Here is a 20,915-nt window from a genome sequence, read left to right on the forward strand (position 1 = left end):
GCAAGGCAGTCTCGGCTAACGCCAGCACCCCGCCGTCAGATCGGATCGCGTTTCTCCCGCCTCACCGCCCGCAGACGAAGCTGGCGGCATTTTTTGAATCGCCTGACTTGTATTGCGGCCAGGCCGGCCACTGGCACAGCGGCAGTGAGCGATCAACGGTGATCGGCAGCGCCGGCTGCTGTTCGACGACGGTGAGATTTCCCGGAGCACGGCCATGCTCCACCCAATCGACCAGAACCGACAGCATGTCGACGTTTGCCGGTGCGCCGCTTCCGACGTGGTCGACACCGGGCGCGGCATAGAGGCGGGCGAATTCGGCAGTCGCCGCCTCACCCATCCGCTTCTGCACCTGTTCGAAATAACCGATCCCCGCGTAGGGGCTCTGCGCGTAGTCGGCCATGTATTCAAGCATGATGAGCTTGCCGCCCCGGGCCTTGAACGCGCTGAGGTCGGGATTGGTCGAATCCATCAGCGCGGAAACCTCGCGCACCCGCTCGGCAAAATCCTCCACCCGGTATTTGCGGACATCGAAATTCGGATCGCGCGCGAAGATATGCGCGATGCCGCCCGCCCCGTAGACCCAGGCGATGCCGTTGGCAGGCACCGGCGGCAGCGCCGGAGGTGCGGAGCCCAGCCACCACGCGCTCCATCCGCCGGTCGGGCCAAAGGATTTCGTCCCCTCGCCGGAAACGCCCCACCCCGGATATTCGGTGACGCCGTTGGCAAGCGCGAACGGGAATTTATAGGGGGAAAGCAGCGTGCGAATGGCGGTGAGCTGCGCTTCGCTGAGGCACGCGTCGCCGCTCGTGCCGCTGGCGCAGAGCAGTTTCGCCGGATCGAAGCGCGCCTTGCAGCCGACCGCGTCTTCCACCAGCGCATCGGCAACACCGTCCTGCGCATCGCAGGCGGCGAGCACCGCATCGTGCACGAGCTTGACCTGCGCCGGGCGAATCCACCCCTCCCCCCAGGTCGCAAGGCCGGCGCGGGTGCCGGCGTGCTGCAGGCCGACCCAGTTGATTACGGGAACGCGGGCGAAGATGCCGTCGAAATCCGCAGGATAGCGCTGCGCCATGGTCAGCCCCTCGCGGCCGCCTTCCGAACTGCCGACGAAATACATCCGCTCGGGCTTCGCGCCGTAAGCCCGCTCCATCAGCATGGCGGCAGCGTCGCGCACTTTCTTGTAGGAGGCATGCGCAAAATTGACGAAGGCCTCGTCGTTCGCGGCAAACAGCTGAGGTGGTTCGCCCGGCTTGGTCTCGTGACCAGAGTCAGTGCCGTAGGTCGCAAACCCCCGCGCCAGCGGCGAGGCGCTGTCGAAGGGGGCGGCCGGCGGCAGGCTGAGCCCGGTGATCAACACGCCGTTGAAACCGCCGCCGCCATATTGCACCGAGCGGCCGTTCCATTGCAGCGGCAGATTGAGCTGAAAGCGGATCGGCGGCGCCTTCGGATCGGTCGGATCGATATGACCCAGCACCCGGCAGAATTGCGGGGTCGCGGGACTGATGCGGGCGGCGGGGGTCGGTCCGCCCGGCGCGACGGTCAGCGGCTTCGCCTCGGTGAGCGCGGCCGTATCGACCTTGATCGCGCCGCTGCCTGCACCCGACAATGCGGCGCACGCCGCGACCGGGTCGGCGCCGAGAGGCCGCTCGGCCGCAGCGGCCAGGGCTGGCAGTGCGATGAGACCGCATAGAAATACCGTCGTCGTGATTGGCCGCGATACGGCAAACTTCGTGCTCATGCGATCCTCCTGCGGACCTCTCTTTTGGGTCCTGTCAGACGAAAACTGCCACAAAGCCCGACCGGCGTCACGCCTCGGCCTTGCAGCGACGCGCCACACCACGCTGCGACGCTGTCGAAGCAATAGGCCGCACCGATCGGACATCCGGCCCGCTTTTCGGGGGCCGCGCAGGCTGGTATCCTGCCGGCATATTGCGGGGAATTATTGGAAATGCGCGGGGCTTTCGACGGCAAAGTCTGGACGTTTGCAGCGTTGGCGCTTCTGCTGTCGCTGATGACAGCCGCGCCCGCCGCCGCCGAGAAACGTATCGCGCTCGTCGTGGGCAACTCCGCCTACCAGAACGTTCCCCGGCTCGACAATCCCCGCAACGACGCGGCGCTGATGGCCAACACGCTCGCCGGCCTCGGCTTTACCCTGGTCGGCGGCCGCGCCCAGCTCGATCTCGACAAATCGGCCATGGACACCGCCGTGCAGAATTTCGGCCGCCAGGTCCAGGGCGCCGATGTCGCGCTGTTCTACTACGCAGGCCACGGTGTTCAGGTATCGGGTTCGAACTATCTGGTTCCGGTCGGCGCCAATCCGACGCGCGAGGCCGATGTCGATTTCCAGATGGTGGACGTCAACCTCGTGCTGCGCCAGATGCAGGGCTCTGGCACGCGGCTCAACATGGTGATCCTCGATGCCTGCCGTAACAATCCGTTCGGCGCGCGCGGCCTGCGCGCCTCCGACGGCGGCCTCGCCCAGATGCGCGCGCCGGAAGGCACGCTGATTTCCTACGCGACGCAGCCCGGCAACGTCGCGCAGGACGGCACCGGCGGCAACAGCCCCTACACCAAGGCGCTGGCGGCGACGATCAAGCAATCGGGCCTCGATATTTTCCAGACCTTCAACCAGGTCGGCCTCGCGGTGAAGCGTGAGACCGGCGGCACGCAGCAGCCCTGGGTGTCGTCCTCGCCGATCGACGGCACCTTCTACTTTGTCGCGCCCAGCTCGCCCGCCTCGCCGCAGGTCGCGGTCGCACCGCAACCGGCGCCGCAGCTCTCCAGCACGCTACGCCCCGATCCCGACCGGATCGCGATCAAGGACGTCGCGTTGCTCAGGGAATTGAGCGACCGGCTCTACGAGCACAATTTCGATCCGGAGCCGCTCGACAGCAAGAACGGCATGCGGCTGGCGATCAGCCAGTTCCAGGCCAAGAGCAGCATGACGCCGACCGGCGAGGCCACCGAGGGCGTGCTGACGCGGCTGCGCAAGATGGACGATCTCAAACCCTGGGGATCGATCGTCTACGGCCCCGACAGCAACAAATGGGGCATCTCCTGGAATCACGCGTCGCGGCGCGCGGCGGTCGACGATGCGCTCAAGAATTGCGGATCGAGCAAATGTCCGCTCGAGCTCAGCTTCTATGGATCGCGCTGCGGCGCGTTTGCGATCTCGGGGAATTCTTACTCGCTGGTTCAGCGCGACACGGTCCAGCGCGCCAAGGAGGCCGCGCTTGACGAGTGCAACAAGGCTGGCAAGTCTTGCCGCGTCATCGGTGCGGTCTGCGCCGACGGATCCGGCCGCTAGATTTTAGATTCGAGTCATTGAAAGCACCGGTTTATGCAAAACGCTGTTCAACGTTCGATCAAGGTTGGTCTGCTCTGCCTTTTGATGTCAGCTGGGTTCGGAACGACCGGCTTCTCGCAATCCGGCAGCGCCGGCGGCAGCATCGGCAATGACGAGAAATCGCTGTCGGGATCGCGCACGACGCCGCGGGCGGTTGAGACCGAAAAGCCCGCACGACGCAGCAAGCCAAGGCCCGAGCCCGACGAACCGCGTCGCGCTGCGCGGAAGAGCGGTGGCGGTGGCGGCAATTTCGATGGCACGTGGGTTGCCCAATCCCAGGGCTGCGGCAGCAGCACGGAGCGGTTCGTGATCAGCGGCGGCAGGATCTCGGGCGAATTGAGTTCCGGTCAGGTTAGTGCAAGCGGCGCAACGACGTCAGGCGGATCCGTCTCGGGTTTGAGTTGGAGCAGCTCCGGCCGTTTCTCGGGCCGCAGCGGCTCCGGAACGTTCAGGCGATCGGACGGCTGTTCCGGAACGTGGACAGCGTCGAAACAGTAGCATCGCACTTGGCTCCCGCTCGTCTCAGATGAAGCCGACTCTACATTCGAGAAATTGAAGGCACCTGTTATGAAAAACGCCGCCGGTCAACGCTCGGTCAGGATTGCTCTGTTCTCCCTGTTGATGTCAGCCGCATTCGGCGTAAGCGCCAGCTTGGCGCAATCCGGCAGCGCCGGCGGCAGTATCGGCAATGACGAGAAATCACTGTCGGGCTCTCGCGCCACGCCGCGCGCGATTGAGACGGAGAAGCCCGCACGGCGCAGCAAGCCCGAAGCCGAGAGCCCGCGCCGCGCCTCGCGCAGCAGTGGTGGAGGTGGTGGCGGCGGCAATTTCGACGGCGCTTGGATGGTTACATCCGTCGGCTGCGGCAGCACCACGACTGGCGCGGTGGTCGTGACCAGCGGCAGGATCATCGCCCAGGGCGTCAGTGGCAGCGTCAGCGGCAACGGTTCCGCCCGCACGGTCGGCAATTTCAACGGCATCACGGTCACCAGTTCCGGCCGTCTCTCCGGCCGCAGCGGCTCCGGAACGTTCCGGCAATCGACCGGTTGTGGTGGAACGTGGACGGCCAGCAAACAGTAGCTTTCGTGCTTGTTTCTAGAGCGTTTTCCAGCGAAGTGGCTACCGGTTCGCGTTAAGAAAACGCGTCAAATCAAGAAGCTAGAGCCCCGTTCCGATCGATCAATCGGAACGGAAAAGGCTCTCGCTCCCACCCGCCTCTCAGATGCGGCCGGCGAGCCCCAATTATGCCCTACCCGCTCCGGAATTGCGGCCCATTACGACCCAAGTCTTTAACGAAAACTTGAGACGTAAGTGTCGCGTAAGCGTCGCGTATCATCATCGGGGATGGCCATGTCAAAGCGTTCAGCGAAATTCATCTCGGCGTTCTTCGCCAGTATTCTGGCGGGAACCAGTTTCGCTGCCGTTGCCCAGGATGCCGCCAAGGAGAACAGCGCGAACAAGGAGAACAGCGCGAAAACGGCGGACACCTGCCTGACGCGTCCAAAAGGACCTTTGCCGGCAGGCGGTCATTGGTATTACCGGACCGATCACGCCACCAAACGCAATTGCTGGTACATCGGCGAAGGGAAGAACAAGACCGCGCGCGCCGCGCCGAAGGAATCTTCATCCACGCCTGCAGCATCGGATTCCGCATCGGCGGAGGCGGCCAATGCCGTTTCGCCGCAGCAGAGCATCAATGCACGCAAAGCGATCGCCAACGCACGCGCCGAACTGACCGCGCCGCAGGCGCGCGTCGAGGATCTGATCGAGCCGCAGAGCACGGGTGCCGTGCCCGCTGCTAGAATCGCAAATAGCCAAATTGCGGCCGCACCGGACTCGCCGCCGCCATCGTCCGTCGCGTCGCGCTGGCCGGAATCTTCGGGCGTCAGCCCCTCGAGCGGTCCGCGCCTTGCCGCGGCCGAGCCATCGCAGAGCCTGCAGACTCAAAACCCGCAGACCCAAAGCCTCCAGACCCAGAACCTTCAAACCCAGAGCCTTCAAACCAATCCCACAGCGGCGCCGCAGCCCGCCGTCCCCCCGGTTGCGCTCGCTGCCGCTGACACATCGCAGGAAAGACGGTCGGCATCGATGCAGATGCTGCTGCTGGTGATGGCCGGTGCGCTGGCGCTGGCAGGCATCTCCGCAAGTCTGGTTTACCGGTTCGGCCGCGCACAGGCGGTCCCGCTGGAAGCGCGCGGTGATCGCCGTGCGATCTGGGACTCGATCCCGACCGAACGGACGTCGCCATCGATGTTCCCGGACGAGACGCCGATCTGGCGCAGCAATACTCCCCGCGACGTTCCCCGCGATCCGCGCGCGCCCGACGATCCGGAGCGGCGGGTAACGGAGATGCTGGCGCGTTTGGCGCGCAGTGCGCATACGTAAGGCCGGGCTTAGCGTAACCTAGGGACGAACCAGGCCTGCGATCGCAGTCGGGATTATTTTTCGAGCTGGCGCTGCAGGCCGCGAACGAATTCCGTCAGTCCGGTGCGGCGCTCGCGCTTGAGCCGCTCGGCCTTGAGGATCGACTGCACCTCGGCGAAGGCATGGTCGACGTCCTGGTTGATGACGATGTAGTCGTATTCCGCCCAATGGCTCAGTTCGTGGGTGGCGCGGTCCATCCTTCCGCGAATGACCTCGTCTGAATCCTGGGCGCGGGTGTGCAGGCGCTTTTCGAGGTCGGCAGCCGACGGCGGCAGAATGAACACGCTGACCACGTCGGCTCGGGCTTTCTCGCGCAATTGTTGCGTGCCTTGCCAGTCGATATCGAACAGCACGTCCTGCCCGGCCGACAGCGCGGCCTCGACCGGCGCGCGCGGCGTTCCATAGCGATTGTCGAACACGGTGGCCCATTCGAGCAATTCGCCCTTCTTGGCCATTGCTTCGAATTTCGGTTTGTCGACGAAGAAATAGTCGCGCCCGTCGACCTCTCCCGGCCGCATCGGCCGCGTGGTCGCCGACACCGACATCTTTAGACCAGGCATCTTGTCGATCAGCATCCGCGACAGCGTGGTCTTGCCCGCGCCGGATGGCGAGGACAGCACGAACATCAGTCCGCGCCGCTCAACCCCGTCGAAACCACCAGCCGTCATCGCTCACTCCAGATTCTGGACCTGCTCGCGGAACTGCTCCACCACGTTTTTCATCTCGAGCCCGGTATTGGTCAACTCCAGATCGTTCGATTTCGAGCAGCAGGTGTTGACCTCGCGGTTGAACTCCTGGGCGAGAAAATCCAGCCGGCGCCCCACCGGGCCGCCCTTGCCGATCATCTCGCGGGCCTGGGCGATGTGGGAGGCGATGCGGTCGAGCTCCTCGCGGATGTCGGCCCTGGCCGCGATCATGATCGCTTCCTGATTGAGCCGGTCAGGATCGAAACGATCTGACGTTTCCAGCAGCGCCGCGACCTGTTCGGCCAAACGCACCCTGATCGCCTCGGGCTTGCGGCCGGGCGCGGCCTCGGCCCTCTTCGCGAGTTTCTCGATCTCATCCATGCGCTGGTTGAGAATCTGCCCGAGCGTGACGCCCTCGCGGCGGCGCATCTCGACCAGATTGGCCAGCGCCTGCTCGAAGGCCAGCGCCGCGGCGTCCTTGGCCGCCTTGTCTTCGGCCTCATCGCTTTCGGGTTCGACCACCTCGATGACGCCCTTGATGCCGAGCAGACCATCGATGCTGGGCGCCACCGCGTCGATCTTGCCGGCGAGCACACCCGCCACCTTTACGATCGAGTTGAGCACGTCCTCATTGATGCGGATGGTCGAGACCGCGTTGGCACGCTTGACGTTGAGATTGGCGTAGACCGTGCCCCGCGACAGCACCTCGCCGGCGCGCTTCTTGGCTAAAGCCTCGAGTTCGTCCCATCCGGGCGGCAGCCGCAACCGCAGGTCAAAGCCCTTGGCGTTGACCGACTTCAGTTCCCATTCGAACGTGTACGGACCGCTGGCGCCGTTGCTCCGGGCAAAACCGGTCATGCTCGATAGCGCCATCGCGTAAAACTTTCCGAAAACAGGGAGATGCGAGACTCGGGGTGCGGCGCGAGCTTAAAACGAATTCACGCCTGATGGAATTGACTTAGCGCTGAACCACCGGCGCCGTGGTGGTCGATTGCGCCGCGCCCTGGCGGGCGCCGGGGGCGGCCGCAGGCGCCGCCGGACGTGCGGGCTGTCTCTTCGTCCCCGTTGGCCTCGGCGTCGTCGCCGTCGGGTTGGTGTCGGCCGCCGGCGCGCCTGCCGCTGCAGGAGCTGCGGCCTCTTCGGCCGGTTCGACCGTGTCGTTCTGGATCTGCTTTTCCAGCACCCGCAGCTTGGCGACGTTCTTCTGGTGCTGGTCGTAGGTTTCAGTAAAGGTATGTCCGCCGCTACCATCGGCGACGAAGAACAGGTCGCGGGTCCGCGCCGGGTTGGCGACCGCCTCAAGCGAGGCGCGGCCGGGATTGGCGATCGGGCCCGGTGGCAAGCCTTCGATCACATAGGTATTGTAGGGCGACGGCTGGGTGATCTCGGAGCGCTTGATCGGCCGGCCCAGCGTACCCTTGCCGCCCACCAGCCCGTAGATGATGGTGGGATCGGACTGCAGCTTCATCTTCTGTCGCAGCCGGTTGGTGAAGACAGCGGCGACCCGGCTGCGCTCGTCGGCCCGGCCGGTTTCCTTCTCGACGATCGAGGCAAGCGTAATCAACGCCTCCGGCGACCTGACCGGAATGTCCGGATTGCGGCGTTCCCAGATTTCCGCAAGCACCCGCTTCTGGGTCTGCTGCATGCGCTGGACCACCTGTTCGCGGCTGGTGCCGCGCGGGAATTTATAGGTTTCCGGCAACAGCGTGCCCTCGCGCGGCATTTCCTTCAGCGAGCCCGAGAACAGGTCGTTGTCGGTGAGGCGCGCCACGATCTGCTCGGAGGTCAGGCCTTCGGGAATGGTGACGCCATGCTGCACCACCTTGCCTTCGACGATGGTGGCGATGACATCGCGCAGGCTGGCGCGCTTCTGGAACGAATATTCGCCGGGCTTGAGATCGGAACTCGCCTTCAACGCAAACACGCTGCCGATGAACAGCCACGGATTGACGTTGATCACGCCCTCGCGCTGCAGCGCGTCGGCGATGTCCCTTTTGCCGGCGCGTGCCGGAATATTGACGATCTTGTCTTCCTGCAGCGGACCCGGCGTCTCCAAAAGCTGGCGGCCGTAATAATACGCCGTGCCCGCGCCGATCATCAAAATGATCAGAATGGTGATGATGGCATTGCCGATCACGACAAACGGATTGCGGGCACGCTCGGACCGCTTCGGCGGCGGCGGTACCTGCTCGGGCTCCAGCGCAGCGCGCGGGCTCCGGGGGGAAATGGGCGGCCTTTCACTCATCGATGCAACCTGAATCCTGCCGGTTCAATCGTGGCCTGACAAACCCCTGCCCGGCCAATAGCATACGCCCACGTCTAGGAGTCATCGCCGAATACGGCAAAACGGTGGAGTCGCTCTAAACACTTGCTAACTAACTACGCGCCGAACGATGACGGAGGCGTTGGTACCCCCGAAACCGAAAGAATTCGACAGCGCGACATTGATCTCGCGTTGGCGCGCCGTTTGAGGCACGAGATCGATCGACGTCTCCACCGACGGATTTTCCAGATTGATGGTGGGCGGGGCGATGTTGTCGCGAATCGCAAGGATGCTGAAAATCGCCTCGATCGCGCCGGCCGCGCCGAGCAGATGCCCGGTCGACGATTTGGTCGACGACATCGACACCTTGGACGTTGCATTGCCGAGCAACCGCTCCACCGCGCCGAGCTCGATCTCGTCGCCGATCTGCGTCGAGGTGCCGTGCGCGTTGATGTAGTCGATATCGGAAGCGCTGATTCCAGCACGCTTCAACGCCGCACTCATGCTGCGGAAGGCACCATCGCCGTCCGGCGCTGGCGAGGTGATGTGATAGGCGTCGCCGGACAGGCCGTAGCCGATCACCTCGGCGTAGATTTTCGCGCCGCGCTTTTTGGCGTGCTCATATTCCTCGAGCACCACGATGCCGGCGCCCTCGCCCATCACGAAGCCGTCGCGATCCTTGTCGTAGGGACGCGAAGCCCGTTCCGGCGTGTCGTTGAAGGCGGTCGAGAGCGCGCGCGCCGCGCAGAAGCCTGCCATCGCCAACCGGCAGATCGGCGATTCGGTTCCGCCCGCCACCATCACCTCGGCATCGCCGAGCGCGATCAGGCGGCTGGCGTCGCCGATCGCGTGCGCGCCGGTCGAACATGCGGTGACTACGGAATGGTTAGGTCCCTTGAGACCATGCTCGATCGAGACGTAGCCGGAAGCGAGATTGATCAGCCGCCCTGGAATGAAGAACGGCGAGACCTTGCGCGGCCCGCGCTCCTTGAGCAGCAGGGCGGTATCGGCGATGCCGGACAGGCCGCCGATTCCGGACCCGATCAGGGTGCCGGTCGCGCATTTGTCTTCTTCGCTCTCGGGATGCCAATCGGCGTCGTCGAGCGCCTGGCGCGCGGCGGCCATCGCAAAGATGATGAAATCATCGACCTTGCGCTGGTCCTTTGGCTCCATCCACTGGTCCGGATTGAAGGTGCCGCCGCTACCGTCGCCGCGTGGAATCACGCAGGCGATCTGGCTGGAGAGATCGGCAACTTCGAAGGTCTCGATTCGCCTGGCGCCACTCCTGCCGGCGAGGATACGCGTCCACGTTGCGTCAACGCCGCAGCCGAGTGGCGTAACCATGCCCAGCCCCGTGACGACAACCCGCCTCATATCAAAAACTCCGGCCCGAAACTGGCGGTCCATAACAAGAAACCGGGGGACCGTTCGACAACGGCCCGTCCGGCTCTATGCGCACCGCGCGGGGGCGTCAGCTTTTCGCGTTCTTTTCGAGAAATTTTGTCGCGTCGCCGACGGTCAAAATCGTTTCCGCGGCGTCATCGGGAATCTCGCAACCGAACTCTTCTTCAAATGCCATCACAAGCTCGACGGTGTCGAGGCTGTCAGCGCCAAGGTCATCGATGAAACTTGCCGCATCGACCACCTTCTCGGGTTCAACACCGAGGTGCTCGACCACAATCTTCTTAACCCGCTCGCCAATCTCACTCATCGTTCAACCTCGTGCTTGTTCCATTGGACCCGACCCCAAGATACCGCAAGACGATACGAGCCATCGTGGTCGTTAAACTTCCTTCGCAATCGCGCATAGTCTTGATTCGGCACGGTGGTAGCCGATAAAGGCCCGGCGAACGGCAGGCGTCGCCACGCCAATATACAGGGTTTCAAAATCCTGCAATGGCCTTGTTTGCCCATCCGTCGGTGGTTCGGTTATCATACTTCCCTACCGTTGACTACAAGCCCTCGCCCGGCCCCCCGAAACCGCCTTTGAGCCCATCGATCGGGCCGTTAACCGGCTCAAATCATGGCCATTCCGCCGTTGACGTGGATGGTTTGCCCGGTGACGTAAGCCGCCTCGTTCGAACTGAGATAAACCGCCGCCGCGGCGATGTCCTCGGGCGTTCCCAGCCGTGCTGCAGGAACCTTCGACAGGATGGTCTCGCGCTGCTTGTCGTTGAGCGCATCCGTCATCGGTGTCTTGATGAATCCGGGCGCGATGCAATTGGCGGTCACGTTGCGCTTGGCGTACTCGGCGCCAAGCGTCTTGATCAGGCCGATGATTCCCGCCTTCGACGCGGTGTAATTGGCCTGTCCGGGATTGCCGGTCACACCGACGATCGAGGTGATGGCAATGATGCGGCCGAAGCGCTTGCGCATCATCAATTTGGTCGCGGCGCGCGCCAGGCGGAAGGTCGCGGTCAGGTTGACGTTGATGACGTCGTCCCAATCCTCGTCGCGCAATTGCACGAACAGGTTGTCGCGGGTGATGCCGGCATTGGCGATCAGGATATCGACCTGCCCCATCGCCGCCTCCGCCGCAGGCACCAGGGCCTCGACTTCCGCGCTGTCGGAAAGGTTGCACGGCAGCACGTGAACGCGCTCGCCGAGCTTGGTGGCGAAGGCATCCAGCACTTCGCGGCGCGTACCCGAGATCGCCACCGTCGCGCCCTGCGCATGCAGTGCCTGCGCGATGGCGTTGCCAATGCCGCCGGTCGCGCCGGTCACCAGCGCCGTCCTGCCCGTCAAATCGAACATCGAAGTCTCCTTTTCGGCGCGCTTACGCTGAAGCCGCCAATGCGTCCTTGGCGGCGGCAATGTCCCCGGGCCCGCCGACGGATACGCCAACGGCACCGTCGGCGATGCGCTTGACCAGCCCGCTCAGCACCTTGCCGGCGCCGATCTCGAAAAATCGCGTGACACCGTGGCCCGCCATATAGGCGACCGACTCGCGCCAGCGCACGGTGCCGGTGACCTGCTCGATCAGGCGGCGCCTGATCTCATCGGGATCCGTGATCGGCGCGGCCAGCACGTTCGACACCAGCGGCGAAGCCGGCGCCTTGATCGTCACATCGGCCAGCGCCTTCGCCATGGCGTCGGCCGCGGGCTGCATCAGCTTGCAATGGAACGGTGCGGACACCGGCAGCAGCATCGCGCGCTTGGCGCCCTTGGTCTTTGCAATTTCAAGCGCGCGTTCGACCGCGGCCTTGTCGCCGGAGACCACCACCTGCCCGCCGCCATTGTCATTGGCGGCCTGGCAGACCTGGCCTTGCGCAGCTTCAGCCGCGACAGCCACCGCCGCCTCGTAGTCCAGACCCAGCAGCGCGGCCATGGCGCCGACGCCGACCGGCACGGCCTTTTGCATCGCAAGGCCGCGGGTGCGCAACAGGCGCGCGGTATCGCTGAGGCTGAGGCTGCCGGCCGCGGCCAGCGCCGAATATTCGCCGAGCGAGTGACCGGCCACGAATGCCGCATCCCGCCCGACCGAGAAGCCGGCCTCGGTCTCCAGCACGCGCAAGGTCGCGATAGACACTGCCATCAGCGCCGGCTGGGCATTTTCGGTGAGCTGGAGGGTTTCGGCAGGCCCCTCCCAGATGATCGCGGTCAGCTTTTCGCCGAGCGCCGCATCGACCTCGTCGAATACCGCCCGCGCGGCCGGAAAGGCGTCCGCCAGGGCCTTGCCCATGCCCACGGCCTGCGACCCCTGGCCCGGAAAGGTGAATGCTGCGGTCATTTTGACTGAAAACTCCTTCAAGTGCAGCCGTAAGACACCGGCTTTCGCCGCCCTGTCAAGCCGGACGGAGCGTGCATCGCACAAGCAATCGCGGTGCAAAATTGGTTACGCCGCCCGGAACCTCGCCGCGGCGCTTGCCGGCATCATCGCAGATATCGATCAACCCAGCTATTTCGGCACCGGAGCAGCTCCTGCTGTCTTGAGCGCCATGTAACAAGCGTGTAACGGCGCGAGCGGAAACGGATGCCGCGCCAGCCCCGCAATCGCCGAGCCCCGGCCAAGTCGTGCTCATAAGTCTTACCCAGGTGATCTCTTGAGTCCTGAACCTTCTGCGAAACCCGTGGCGTCAAGCTCGTTCGCGGCCATGAAGTCGCGGCCCTATCGGGCCCAGTTCGTCGCCTACGTGCTGGCCATGATGGCTGACAATGTCGAGCACGTGATCAGCTACTGGGTGGTGTTCCAGAAATTCCATTCGCCGGCGCTGGCGGGCTTTGCGGTGCTGTCGCACTGGCTGCCATTTCTGCTGTTTTCCGTCGCCGTCGGCGGGCTCGCCGACCGGTTCGATCCACGCCGCATCATTCAGTGCGGAATGCTGCTTTTCATCGTGGCGTCGGCGGGATGGGGAGTTTTCTTCGTCACCGACACGCTTCAGATGTGGCACGCGATGCTGCTCCTGGTCATCCACGGCTGCGCCGGCGTGCTGTGGCAGACGCCGAACCAGCTGCTGCTTTACGATATCGTCGGCCCCGCCGACCTGCCGAGCGCGGTGCGGCTGAACGCGATGGCGCGCTATTTGGGAATCCTGGTCGGTCCGGCCGCGGGCGGCGTGATCATGCTGGCACTCGGCCCGTCCCACGGCATCATTCTCAACACGCTTTTTTATCTCCCGATGCTGCTCTGGCTGTTCTGGGCACCCATCAGCGCCCAGGGCGCAGTGGCAAAGCGCCTCGCCGTCCGCGGCCTTTCCGACATCGTGCAGACCATCCGTGTCATCGGCACCTACCCTGTCCTGATCTCGATGACGCTGCTCGCCGGGCTGACCTCCTTCATGATCGGCAACGCCTATCACGCCCAGATGCCGGGCTTTGCCATCGATCTCGGCCACGGCGACCCCGGCGTGGCCTACAGCGTGCTGCTGGCGGCCGACGCCGCCGGCGCGCTCCTCGCAGGCATCGCGCTGGAAGCGTGGGGACGGCTCAGAGCGACGCCTCAGACGGCCATCGTCCTTGCCATTCTATGGGCGTTGTCGCTGCTCGCGTTCGCGTCGGTCGGGATCTACTCGCTTGCGATCGCACTGCTGTTCGCCGCAGGTTTCTTCGAGCTGTCGTTCAACACGATGGCGCAGACCATGGTCCAGCTGAATGCCCCCGCCGACATTCGCGGCCGCGTCGTCGGCCTGTTCAACATGGCCGGGCTCGGCATGCGGGCCTTCAGCGGCATCACCGTGGGCCTGTTCGGCGCGGCGATCGGCATTCACTGGTCGCTCGCCCTGTCGGCCGCGGTGCTGTTGGCGTTTCTGTTCGTGCTGTTTCGCCGCGCCAATGCGCAAGCCGGCCGAACACGCGTTAGCGGCGGCTAGAAGCCGCCGGCCTTCTGATCGCCGCCGACCTCCGCCCCGGCCCGCGCACGGCGCGCGCTGCTCACAAGCTGGCCCGGACGATCCTGCTGGTTTGGCTTCGCGGTGGCGAGCCGCAGCACGGCAGCGTAATTCGGCTGCACCTCCATGCGGTCGGCATGCCGGCTTTGGCTCAGAATGCTGTGGACGCGCGGCAGGTTGTAGCAAGGCACGTAGAACAGCAGATGATGCTCGAGATGATAGTTCACGTAATAGGGCGCAATGAACAGCCGCTCGAGAAAACCGGCATGCGTGGTGCGGGTGTTGCGCAAGGGATCGCTGCTGTCGGGCACCACGGCATGCTCGGCGATATTGCGGATGCGGGTGATCACCATCTGCCAGGTGAAGAGCGGCAGCAGCCATAACAGCGGATAGGCCCACCACACCCCGGCAGCGGCAAGGCCTGCGAACATCACCGCATTGACCGCGAACTGCGGACCAAGCTTTTCCCAAAAATGGGCAGCGCGCTTCGACAGTGGCCATTCCGCAGGACCCAGCGCGTTGAGCAATTGCGCCTTGCGCTGCTGATAGCCGGTCTGCCCGGTGATATCGCGCAGGAATTTGCGGCGATAGCTCATCTTCGTAATCGGAAACGGCGCCGACAGGATGAGATCGGGATCATCCTCCTGCTGGGTGCGCGCATGATGCTGCAGATGATAGCGGCGATAGGCGCGGGTCTCGGCAAAAACCGGATAGGCGCAGAACCACTGGCTCAGAGTCAGATTGGTTTTCTCGTCGGCCGACAGGCAGCCATGGGCGCCGTCATGCATCAGGATCGCAAGCCCGAGCTGGCGCGAGCCGATGATGCCGACGGCCAGCAGAAACGTCAGCAGATTGGGCCACCACGCCACCAGCGCGATCGAGCCAATGATCAATACCCAGGCATGAACGATCAGGGCAACGCCTTTCCAGGTCGAGCGCCGGCGCACGGCGATCAATTCATCCTCGGACAGGAAATCACGGGCACGCATGCGAAGCGCGGTCATGACGATGTCTCCCCTTCGGTTGAATCTGAAGCGGATGTGGGATTGCCGACGAGGCGCAGGCGGCCGCCGTCGCCGGCCGATTTCGTCGTCGCCTGCTCGCCCAGCACGCGCAGCATCTCTGCGGATAATTCTTCGGCCGAACGGCCCATGGCAAAGCCCTCGACCATCACGCCGATCGCGACCGCCCAGAATCGCCGCGAGGTCGCGTCGGGATCGCGCAGCGTGCTCCAGCCGTGGCATTCGATCTGGTTCGAATAGGCGCGCAGGCCCTCGCCGTGCAGCCGTTCGATGGTGCGCTCCACCAGCGGCGCGAGATCCTGGCGGCGGCGCGTCAGCGTCAGAGCTTCGGCAAAGAAGGCGACCGAATCCGTTGATGTCACGCTCTCGACCAGCGCGCGCGTGTAGTCGCGCGGCGTGTGCGCCGACAACGCCGCCTGCTCGGCCGCACGGGCGACGTAGAGCATGTCGCGGCAGGCGGCCTCGACGAACAGCGCTTCCTTGGTGCGGAAATAATAGGTGATCTGGCTCGGAAACGCGTCGGCAGCGGCAGCGATATCCGAGATCGAGGTGCCGGAAAGGCCACGCTCTTTGAACAGGCGGCTGGCGCCATCCAGCAGGCGGGAACGCATCTGGCGTCCGGCGGAACGCGTGGCGCGGACGGCGTGCTTGGGGTCGCCGGCCAGTGCCTGAGCGGTTTCGACGGACTCGGAAACCATTTTGGGAGCCATTTTGCCCTCTCGTCTTTTATTTGTATGACATACAAACAAATATGTCAATTGGGTCCTTGGAGGCAGAGGTCGGCCATGGCATCAACCGGGCCAAAATCCCGCATCAACGCTTGCCAGCGGGCTCAAAATCTCTATAAACCGCGCATCCGTGGATCCCGGCCGGGAGCTGAACGGACGGTCTCAGCAATCTCACCTTTCGGCGATGTTGATGTGGCAGGGCCAGTTGGCCCGTCGTCCCGTGCTTCCGCCTTCTGAGCATTATCGAGTCCTTTCCGAAGGTCTCGAAGGGCTTGCCGCCGGGAACCGCGCCAACACAGGAAAGGACACCCATGCCTCTTTATGAGCATGTTTTTCTCGCGCGTCAGGATGCGAGCACCCAGCAGGTCGAAGAGCTGACCACCCAGATGACGGGCATCGTCGAAGGGCTCGGCGGCAAGATCACCAAGACCGAGAACTGGGGCGTACGCTCCCTCACCTATCGCATGAACAAGAATCGCAAAGCACATTTCGTGCTGATGAACATCGATGCGCCCTCCGCTGCGGTCACCGAGATCGAGCGGCAGGAGCGGATCAGCGAAGACGTCATCCGCTATCTCACCGTCCGCGTCGAAGAGCACGAGGAAGGTCCCTCTGCCATGATGCGCAAGGCCGATCGCGATCGCGAACGCGACGACCGTGGCGGTGGTTTCCGGGGTGACCGCGAAGGCGGTTTCCGTGGCGATCGCGAAGGCGGTGGCTTCCGTGGCGACCGCGGGCCGCGCCGTCCGCGCGATGAAGACGCAGCGGTAGAGGAGTAAGAATCATGGCTGAAGCTGGTGCACGCCGTCCGTTTTTCCGCCGCCGCAAGACCTGCCCGTTCACGGGTCCGAATGCGCCGAAGATCGACTACAAGGATTCCAAGCTGCTGATGCGTTACGTTTCCGAGCGCGGCAAGATCGTGCCGAGCCGCATCACCGCCGTCTCCGCCAAGAAGCAGCGTGAACTCGCCCGCGCCATCAAGCGCTCGCGGTTCCTCGGCCTCTTGCCCTACGTTATTCGCTAAGACAATTTCGATCGGCGGCATCCGTGCCGCCGATCGCGACTTTTCATAAGGCTTCCGGGTCGTCCGGTCGCCGATGGTTGGGGTCCAAAGACCTCTAACCGCTCGAAGGGAGCGGGACAGCTGATGATCGTGATCATACTCATTGCGCTTGCGGCCGGCTCTGCGTCGGCGCTGATGTTCGCCTCGATCATCTCGGGCGCGCTGATCTCATTGCTGTTGTTCTATCTGGCCCCGCTGCCGCTGATGGTGGCCGCCCTTGGATGGGGACCGCTTGCGGCAACGATCGGCGGCATCGCCGCGGCTTCGGGCCTCGGGCTGATGTTCGGCCTGCCCTACTGCATCGCCTTTGTCGTCACCGTCGCCCTGCCCGCCTGGTGGCTCGGCCATCTCGCGCTGCTCGGACGGCCGCTGCCCGCCGAGGAAGCAGGCAATGGCGCGTCGCCTGCCGCACCTGCCGTGGAATGGTATCCGGTCGGCCGCATCCTGCTGTGGATTGCAGGCTTTGCTATGCTGACCACGATCACCGCCATGCTGACGCTCGGCAGCGACGCCGAGGCGATTACGGCGTCACTGAAACGCGGCCTGCTGCGAATTCTGACGCCCCGCAATGCCGCGCCATCAGGCGACACCGAGCGGTGGGTTAGCGCGCTCGCAATCATCGCGCCACCGGCAGCCGCGATCGTCGCCATGATGACGCTGACCCTCAATCTCTGGCTCGCCGGCAAAATCACCGCGACCTCCGGCCGCCTGCACCGGCCGTGGCCGGATTTGAAGGCCGCCGAATTACCGCCGATGACGCTGGTCGCGTTGTCGGTCGCACTGGCGTTCTGTTTCGTCGGCGGGCTTCCCGCATTGTTCGCGCAGATCACAGCGACAGCACTGCTGATGGCTTACGCCATCACCGGCTTTGCCGTACTGCACACGCTGACACTGGCGCTGAACGGCCGCGCGTTCTGGCTGTCCTGCGCCTACGCCGTCGTCGTGGTGTTCGGCTGGCCGGTATTGGCGATGGTCGTTCTTGGCCTCGCCGACGCCGTCTTCGGATTTCGCCAACGCTTCATGCGCGGCAGACCGCCGCCGGTGCCTGCAGCGTAACCATTCCACCCATCCACTCGAACCGGATCATCACCACTTCAAAAGGAGAACGAATATGGAAGTCATTTTGCTGGAACGCGTCGCCAAGCTCGGCCAGATGGGCGAAGTCGTCAAAGTCAGGGACGGATTTGCCCGCAACTTTCTGCTCAAGCGCGGCAAGGCGCTGCGCGCCACCGCGGACAATCGCTCCAAGTTCGACGGCATGAAGGCCGAACTCGAGGCCAACAACCTCAAGGCCAAGGGCGAAGCGACCAAGGTCGCGGAGAAGATCAACGACCGCAACGTGGTCGTGCTGCGCCAGGCCTCCGAAACCGGCCAATTGTTCGGTTCGGTCAGCGTGCGCGACATCATCGCTTCCTTCGAAGCCGACGGCGTCACCATCAGCCGCAGCCAGGTCATGCTGGACGCGCCGATCAAGACCATCGGCAAGCACTCGATCGCGATCGCCGTGCACCCCGAAGTCGAAGTCAGCGTCAGCGTCACGGTTGCACGCAGCGCCGATGAAGCCGAGCGCATCAACCGCGGCGAGGACATCTCGAGCCGTCAGGAAGATCAGGACGCCGCCGCCGAGGCGCTGGCCGCCGCCGGCGAGTTCTTCGATCCGGAAGCCCAGCACGACGACGAAGCGCCGGCACCGGCTGCGACCGAGAAGTAACGCGCGCTTCTCTTTATCGCGCCTCTGTTTATGTGAGAACCAAGCCCGGCCGATCAGGCCGGGCTTGGGATTCGTGCCGCCGCTTTCTCGTCGAGCATCGCGATCGAGGCCAGCGCCGTTGCGGTGTGCTTTTCGACGCCGTCGGTGAGGCAATAGACATCGGCCGCGACCACCGCGACCTGACGTCCGGGCTTGATCACCCGCGCCCGGCAGATCAGGCGCTCGCCCACCGCCGGCGACAACAGATTCAATTTATATTCCGCCGTGAGCGCCGCCTGGCCGCGTGAGGTCGCAGCCGCGATGGTGGTCGCATTGTCGACCAGAAAGGCGGTGACGCCGCCATGGAACAGGCCGTGCTGTTGCAACAGCTCCGGCCGCCGGTCGACCGCGAGCGTGCACGACCCGCGCGTCAGTTCGGACAGCTCCGCGCCGATATGGCTCATAAAGCCCTGGCGGCCGACATTGTCGCGGATGCGGCTGGCGATCGGCGCGAAGTCGGGGTCGGTATTTGCGGTCATGCGGTTTCTCCAGTGCTGTGGCCCGCCTCGGGAGCAACCACCGCACGGGTGGCGCAGGCGATCAGGATGTCGGTTTGGTCCCTGGGATCGGCGCGGTCGCGGCCCGACAACCATGCGCGACAGAAAATCTGCGCAGGTCCGATGATCTGGCTGAAGAACAAGGGCGCCGTCATCGGCAGCAATTCGCCGCGCGCGATCAGCGGCGCGCGCCATCGCTCGACGGCCTCGGTGAGACGCGAATTCTGCGCCCGCTGCGCGCCACGCATCTCTTCGGTCCATTCGCTGCGCGAAATCTCGAACAGATAGCGCGCCTCGCGGCGGTTGTTCACAACCCAGTCAAGATGCGCATGGATCAGCTGCGCCACGCCTTGCCTGGCGCCGCAGGATTCGTCGATCGCAGCGAGCACCGCAGCGTGATAGCGGCCGAGGATTTCGAGGAACAGCGTGCCGGCCAGTTCCTTCTTTGATCCGAAGAAATGGAAGAAGCTGCCGTTCGACGCCCGCGCGCGGGTTCGAATGGCGGCCACGGTTGCGCCCTCAAAGCCGTCGCGGTCGAACACCGCCAATCCCGCCGCCAGCAAATCCTCTCGCGCCGTGGTCACCACGCCAAACCTCGCCGGTTAGATCATTGCTCTAGAGTAATACTCTAGAGATGTTTGAGCAAGTCCGCTCGCGAGCTTTCCGTCGCGAACGTTATTGGCGTGCGTTGTTGGAACGCGGCGTTACTGGGAAATGGGCGGTGCGGGCGGCCCCGCCGGCGCAACCGCCGGTGGAGGCGGCGCAGCTGCCGTCACCTCGGGCGGAGTGGCCGGCGCAGGTGCTGCGGCGGGCGCCGACGGACTTGGAATCGCGGCGGGCTCTCTCGCGATCGCGGCCGGTTCTGATGTACCGCTGGGAGTTGGTGCGGCGGCCGCCGGCGCGGGCGTGACCGGCGGGACTGGATCAGGCCGCAGCGGCGTTGGTTCGCTGCCGCCGGTTTCCCTGGGCGCATCGACCTTGGCGGTTTCTGACTTGGCTGATTCAGGCTTCGCTGCTTCAGATTTGCCTGTTTCAGGTTTGCCTGTTTCAGACTTGCTCGAGTCAGAGGTGCCCTCGCCCGCCGGCTTGGCGGCTTCAGGCTTTTCGCCGGCATCCACCTTGGCGGTTTCGCGCTTGGCTTCTTCCTTGGCCGCCTCGTCCGGTTTCGGCGGCTCTTCGGCAGGCTTGCCGCGCTTGCCGAGCTTCTGCTTGGCGCCCGCTTTGCTGTCGGTCGCGGCCTGCGGCGTCTGGCCATCGGCGGGCCTGGCGGCATCGGGCGGTTGCTGGCCGGGCCGTCGCTTGCCGTCGCGTCCGGGGCCTTGCGGCGTGAGCCCGTCGGCGTCGGGCCGGGACGCCTCTTGCATGGCGGCGGGATGTTGCCGGCGGCCGAATCGGTCGGGCTGATCCGGCCTGGCAGCCTCTTGCTTGGCGCCCTTTGCCGCATCGGTCTTCGGCTGATCCTTGCTCTGAAATCGTGCGTCGGCCGCGCCGTTCGAGATCAGGAACGAGGCTAGCACCCCGGCCATCTCGCTGCTGGTGGTGTAGTGCTGGCGCAGGAAGCCGGGCAGCGAAGACGCCGAAACGTTCTTCAACAGGCCGCGAGGGCTCTTGTGGCAGGCGTTGCAGGTACCCGCGAAGATCTGGGAAGGGGTCTTGCCGGCCTCCAGGTTTTCAGCCCGCGCCACGAGACAGCCAACCAGAAGCATCACCGTCGCCAGACTGAGCGCTCGGCTCAACATTCCCTGCTTCTCCAATTGGAATCGCTTCCAGCGTCGCGCAACACGGCCGACGGCGGTCACCTTTTAGCCG

Annotated in this window: 22 protein-coding genes; 9 read left to right on the top strand and 13 right to left on the bottom strand. The window is 64.5% G+C overall.

Annotation, left to right across the window (positions count from 1 at the left end; translation table 11 throughout):
- Positions 1–61: 61 nt before the first annotated feature.
- Positions 62–1,738: a tannase/feruloyl esterase family alpha/beta hydrolase gene (locus JQ600_RS05170; protein WP_212264792.1), complete on the bottom strand. Its 1,677-nt coding sequence runs from the start codon at positions 1,736–1,738 to the stop codon at positions 62–64.
- Between the two features lie 273 nt (positions 1,739–2,011).
- Here JQ600_RS05170 and JQ600_RS05175 point away from each other — a divergent pair, with 273 nt between their 5' ends.
- The 4 genes from JQ600_RS05175 (at position 2,012) to JQ600_RS05190 (ending at position 5,731) form a co-directional block, all read left to right on the top strand.
- Positions 2,012–3,307 carry a caspase family protein gene (locus JQ600_RS05175; protein ID WP_249132897.1) on the top strand — a complete coding sequence of 432 codons (1,296 nt, stop codon included), beginning with the start codon at positions 2,012–2,014 and terminating at the stop codon, positions 3,305–3,307.
- Between the two features lie 84 nt (positions 3,308–3,391).
- A complete protein-coding gene (locus JQ600_RS05180) occupies positions 3,392–3,844 on the top strand; it encodes a hypothetical protein (RefSeq protein ID WP_249135716.1) in 453 nt (150 codons plus the stop codon).
- 69 nt (positions 3,845–3,913) lie between these two features.
- Entirely contained in the window at positions 3,914–4,426 is a 513-nt protein-coding gene (locus tag JQ600_RS05185; RefSeq protein WP_212489730.1) for a hypothetical protein, read from the top strand.
- Positions 4,427–4,696: 270 nt separating this feature from the next.
- The gene (locus tag JQ600_RS05190) at positions 4,697–5,731 is read left to right on the top strand and encodes a hypothetical protein (RefSeq protein WP_212388576.1); all 1,035 of its coding nucleotides are present in this window, start codon (positions 4,697–4,699) and stop codon (positions 5,729–5,731) included.
- Positions 5,732–5,784: 53 nt separating this feature from the next.
- On the opposite strand, the gene gmk is transcribed toward JQ600_RS05190, so the two are convergent.
- The 7 genes from gmk to fabD all read right to left on the bottom strand — a co-directional run bounded on the left by gmk (position 5,785) and on the right by fabD (position 12,449).
- A complete protein-coding gene (gene gmk, locus JQ600_RS05195) occupies positions 5,785–6,438 on the bottom strand; it encodes a guanylate kinase (protein WP_192740726.1) in 654 nt (217 codons plus the stop codon).
- A gap of 3 nt (positions 6,439–6,441) precedes the next feature.
- Positions 6,442–7,329: a YicC/YloC family endoribonuclease gene (locus tag JQ600_RS05200; protein ID WP_212388579.1), complete on the bottom strand. Its 888-nt coding sequence runs from the start codon at positions 7,327–7,329 to the stop codon at positions 6,442–6,444.
- A gap of 85 nt (positions 7,330–7,414) precedes the next feature.
- Entirely contained in the window at positions 7,415–8,701 is a 1,287-nt protein-coding gene (mltG, locus tag JQ600_RS05205; RefSeq protein ID WP_212264799.1) for an endolytic transglycosylase MltG, read from the bottom strand.
- A gap of 126 nt (positions 8,702–8,827) precedes the next feature.
- Positions 8,828–10,093 (bottom strand): beta-ketoacyl-ACP synthase II, encoded by a 1,266-nt coding sequence (gene fabF, locus JQ600_RS05210; RefSeq protein WP_212264800.1) that lies wholly within the window; start codon positions 10,091–10,093, stop codon positions 8,828–8,830.
- 97 nt (positions 10,094–10,190) lie between these two features.
- On the bottom strand, positions 10,191–10,430 hold the full coding sequence (locus JQ600_RS05215) for an acyl carrier protein (protein ID WP_006020277.1): 240 nt from the start codon (positions 10,428–10,430) through the stop codon (positions 10,191–10,193).
- Positions 10,431–10,735: 305 nt separating this feature from the next.
- Complete coding sequence (gene fabG, locus JQ600_RS05220; protein WP_212264801.1) at positions 10,736–11,473, bottom strand: 3-oxoacyl-[acyl-carrier-protein] reductase; 738 nt, start codon at positions 11,471–11,473, stop codon at positions 10,736–10,738.
- A 22-nt stretch (positions 11,474–11,495) separates the two neighbouring features.
- On the bottom strand, positions 11,496–12,449 hold the full coding sequence (gene fabD / locus JQ600_RS05225) for an ACP S-malonyltransferase (protein ID WP_212264802.1): 954 nt from the start codon (positions 12,447–12,449) through the stop codon (positions 11,496–11,498).
- A 340-nt stretch (positions 12,450–12,789) separates the two neighbouring features.
- On the opposite strand from fabD, the gene JQ600_RS05230 reads away from it, so the two are divergent.
- Entirely contained in the window at positions 12,790–14,028 is a 1,239-nt protein-coding gene (locus tag JQ600_RS05230) for an MFS transporter (RefSeq protein WP_312010965.1), read from the top strand.
- Here the strand turns inward: JQ600_RS05230 and JQ600_RS05235 are convergent.
- The gene (locus tag JQ600_RS05235; RefSeq protein WP_212264803.1) at positions 14,025–15,050 is read right to left on the bottom strand and encodes a fatty acid desaturase family protein; all 1,026 of its coding nucleotides are present in this window, start codon (positions 15,048–15,050) and stop codon (positions 14,025–14,027) included. The genes JQ600_RS05230 and JQ600_RS05235 overlap by 4 nt on opposite strands.
- Entirely contained in the window at positions 15,047–15,778 is a 732-nt protein-coding gene (locus tag JQ600_RS05240) for a TetR/AcrR family transcriptional regulator C-terminal domain-containing protein (RefSeq protein ID WP_212489731.1), read from the bottom strand. Before JQ600_RS05240 ends, JQ600_RS05235 begins: the two co-directional genes overlap by 4 nt.
- A 329-nt stretch (positions 15,779–16,107) precedes the next feature.
- Between JQ600_RS05240 and rpsF the strand changes: the two genes are divergently transcribed.
- From rpsF to rplI, 4 genes are all read left to right on the top strand, one after another.
- On the top strand, positions 16,108–16,575 hold the full coding sequence (gene rpsF / locus JQ600_RS05245) for a 30S ribosomal protein S6 (RefSeq protein ID WP_192740693.1): 468 nt from the start codon (positions 16,108–16,110) through the stop codon (positions 16,573–16,575).
- 5 nt (positions 16,576–16,580) lie between these two features.
- Positions 16,581–16,820, top strand: coding sequence for a 30S ribosomal protein S18 (gene rpsR / locus JQ600_RS05250; protein ID WP_002711478.1), 240 nt, complete (start codon positions 16,581–16,583; stop codon positions 16,818–16,820).
- A gap of 123 nt (positions 16,821–16,943) precedes the next feature.
- Positions 16,944–17,915, top strand: coding sequence for a DUF2232 domain-containing protein (locus tag JQ600_RS05255; RefSeq protein ID WP_212388581.1), 972 nt, complete (start codon positions 16,944–16,946; stop codon positions 17,913–17,915).
- A 55-nt stretch (positions 17,916–17,970) separates the two neighbouring features.
- Positions 17,971–18,570: a 50S ribosomal protein L9 gene (gene rplI, locus JQ600_RS05260; protein WP_212388584.1), complete on the top strand. Its 600-nt coding sequence runs from the start codon at positions 17,971–17,973 to the stop codon at positions 18,568–18,570.
- Between the two features lie 53 nt (positions 18,571–18,623).
- On the opposite strand, the gene JQ600_RS05265 is transcribed toward rplI, so the two are convergent.
- The 3 genes from JQ600_RS05265 to JQ600_RS05275 all read right to left on the bottom strand — a co-directional run bounded on the left by JQ600_RS05265 (position 18,624) and on the right by JQ600_RS05275 (position 20,845).
- Positions 18,624–19,088 (bottom strand): PaaI family thioesterase, encoded by a 465-nt coding sequence (locus JQ600_RS05265; protein WP_212388586.1) that lies wholly within the window; start codon positions 19,086–19,088, stop codon positions 18,624–18,626.
- Positions 19,085–19,690: a TetR/AcrR family transcriptional regulator gene (locus tag JQ600_RS05270; RefSeq protein WP_212388589.1), complete on the bottom strand. Its 606-nt coding sequence runs from the start codon at positions 19,688–19,690 to the stop codon at positions 19,085–19,087. The genes JQ600_RS05265 and JQ600_RS05270 overlap by 4 nt, the downstream gene beginning before the upstream one ends.
- A 120-nt stretch (positions 19,691–19,810) precedes the next feature.
- On the bottom strand, positions 19,811–20,845 hold the full coding sequence (locus JQ600_RS05275) for a hypothetical protein (protein ID WP_212489732.1): 1,035 nt from the start codon (positions 20,843–20,845) through the stop codon (positions 19,811–19,813).
- Between the last annotated feature and the right edge of the window lie 70 nt (positions 20,846–20,915).

Source organism: Bradyrhizobium sp. AUGA SZCCT0176, assembly GCF_018130145.1.
Classification (GTDB): Bacteria; Pseudomonadota; Alphaproteobacteria; order Rhizobiales; family Xanthobacteraceae; genus Bradyrhizobium.

Bases quoted from the DNA above. Each gene is read 5' to 3' on its own strand.
- gmk (WP_192740726.1), bottom strand. From the start codon at position 6,438: ATGACGGCTGGTGGTTTCGACGGGGTTGAGCGGCGCGGACTGATGTTC.
- fabF (WP_212264800.1), bottom strand. From the start codon at position 10,093: ATGAGGCGGGTTGTCGTCACGGGGCTGGGCATGGTTACGCCACTCGGC.
- JQ600_RS05180 (WP_249135716.1), top strand. From the start codon at position 3,392: ATGTCAGCTGGGTTCGGAACGACCGGCTTCTCGCAATCCGGCAGCGCC.
- rpsF (WP_192740693.1), top strand. From the start codon at position 16,108: ATGCCTCTTTATGAGCATGTTTTTCTCGCGCGTCAGGATGCGAGCACC.
- JQ600_RS05275 (WP_212489732.1), bottom strand. From the start codon at position 20,845: ATGTTGAGCCGAGCGCTCAGTCTGGCGACGGTGATGCTTCTGGTTGGC.
- JQ600_RS05175 (WP_249132897.1), top strand. From the start codon at position 2,012: ATGACAGCCGCGCCCGCCGCCGCCGAGAAACGTATCGCGCTCGTCGTG.
- fabD (WP_212264802.1), bottom strand. From the start codon at position 12,449: ATGACCGCAGCATTCACCTTTCCGGGCCAGGGGTCGCAGGCCGTGGGC.
- JQ600_RS05190 (WP_212388576.1), top strand. From the start codon at position 4,697: ATGTCAAAGCGTTCAGCGAAATTCATCTCGGCGTTCTTCGCCAGTATT.
- JQ600_RS05200 (WP_212388579.1), bottom strand. From the start codon at position 7,329: ATGGCGCTATCGAGCATGACCGGTTTTGCCCGGAGCAACGGCGCCAGC.
- mltG (WP_212264799.1), bottom strand. From the start codon at position 8,701: ATGAGTGAAAGGCCGCCCATTTCCCCCCGGAGCCCGCGCGCTGCGCTG.
- JQ600_RS05255 (WP_212388581.1), top strand. From the start codon at position 16,944: ATGATCGTGATCATACTCATTGCGCTTGCGGCCGGCTCTGCGTCGGCG.
- rpsR (WP_002711478.1), top strand. From the start codon at position 16,581: ATGGCTGAAGCTGGTGCACGCCGTCCGTTTTTCCGCCGCCGCAAGACC.
- JQ600_RS05170 (WP_212264792.1), bottom strand. From the start codon at position 1,738: ATGAGCACGAAGTTTGCCGTATCGCGGCCAATCACGACGACGGTATTT.
- JQ600_RS05235 (WP_212264803.1), bottom strand. From the start codon at position 15,050: ATGACCGCGCTTCGCATGCGTGCCCGTGATTTCCTGTCCGAGGATGAA.
- JQ600_RS05185 (WP_212489730.1), top strand. From the start codon at position 3,914: ATGAAAAACGCCGCCGGTCAACGCTCGGTCAGGATTGCTCTGTTCTCC.
- JQ600_RS05240 (WP_212489731.1), bottom strand. From the start codon at position 15,778: ATGGCTCCCAAAATGGTTTCCGAGTCCGTCGAAACCGCTCAGGCACTG.
- JQ600_RS05265 (WP_212388586.1), bottom strand. From the start codon at position 19,088: ATGACCGCAAATACCGACCCCGACTTCGCGCCGATCGCCAGCCGCATC.
- fabG (WP_212264801.1), bottom strand. From the start codon at position 11,473: ATGTTCGATTTGACGGGCAGGACGGCGCTGGTGACCGGCGCGACCGGC.
- rplI (WP_212388584.1), top strand. From the start codon at position 17,971: ATGGAAGTCATTTTGCTGGAACGCGTCGCCAAGCTCGGCCAGATGGGC.
- JQ600_RS05215 (WP_006020277.1), bottom strand. From the start codon at position 10,430: ATGAGTGAGATTGGCGAGCGGGTTAAGAAGATTGTGGTCGAGCACCTC.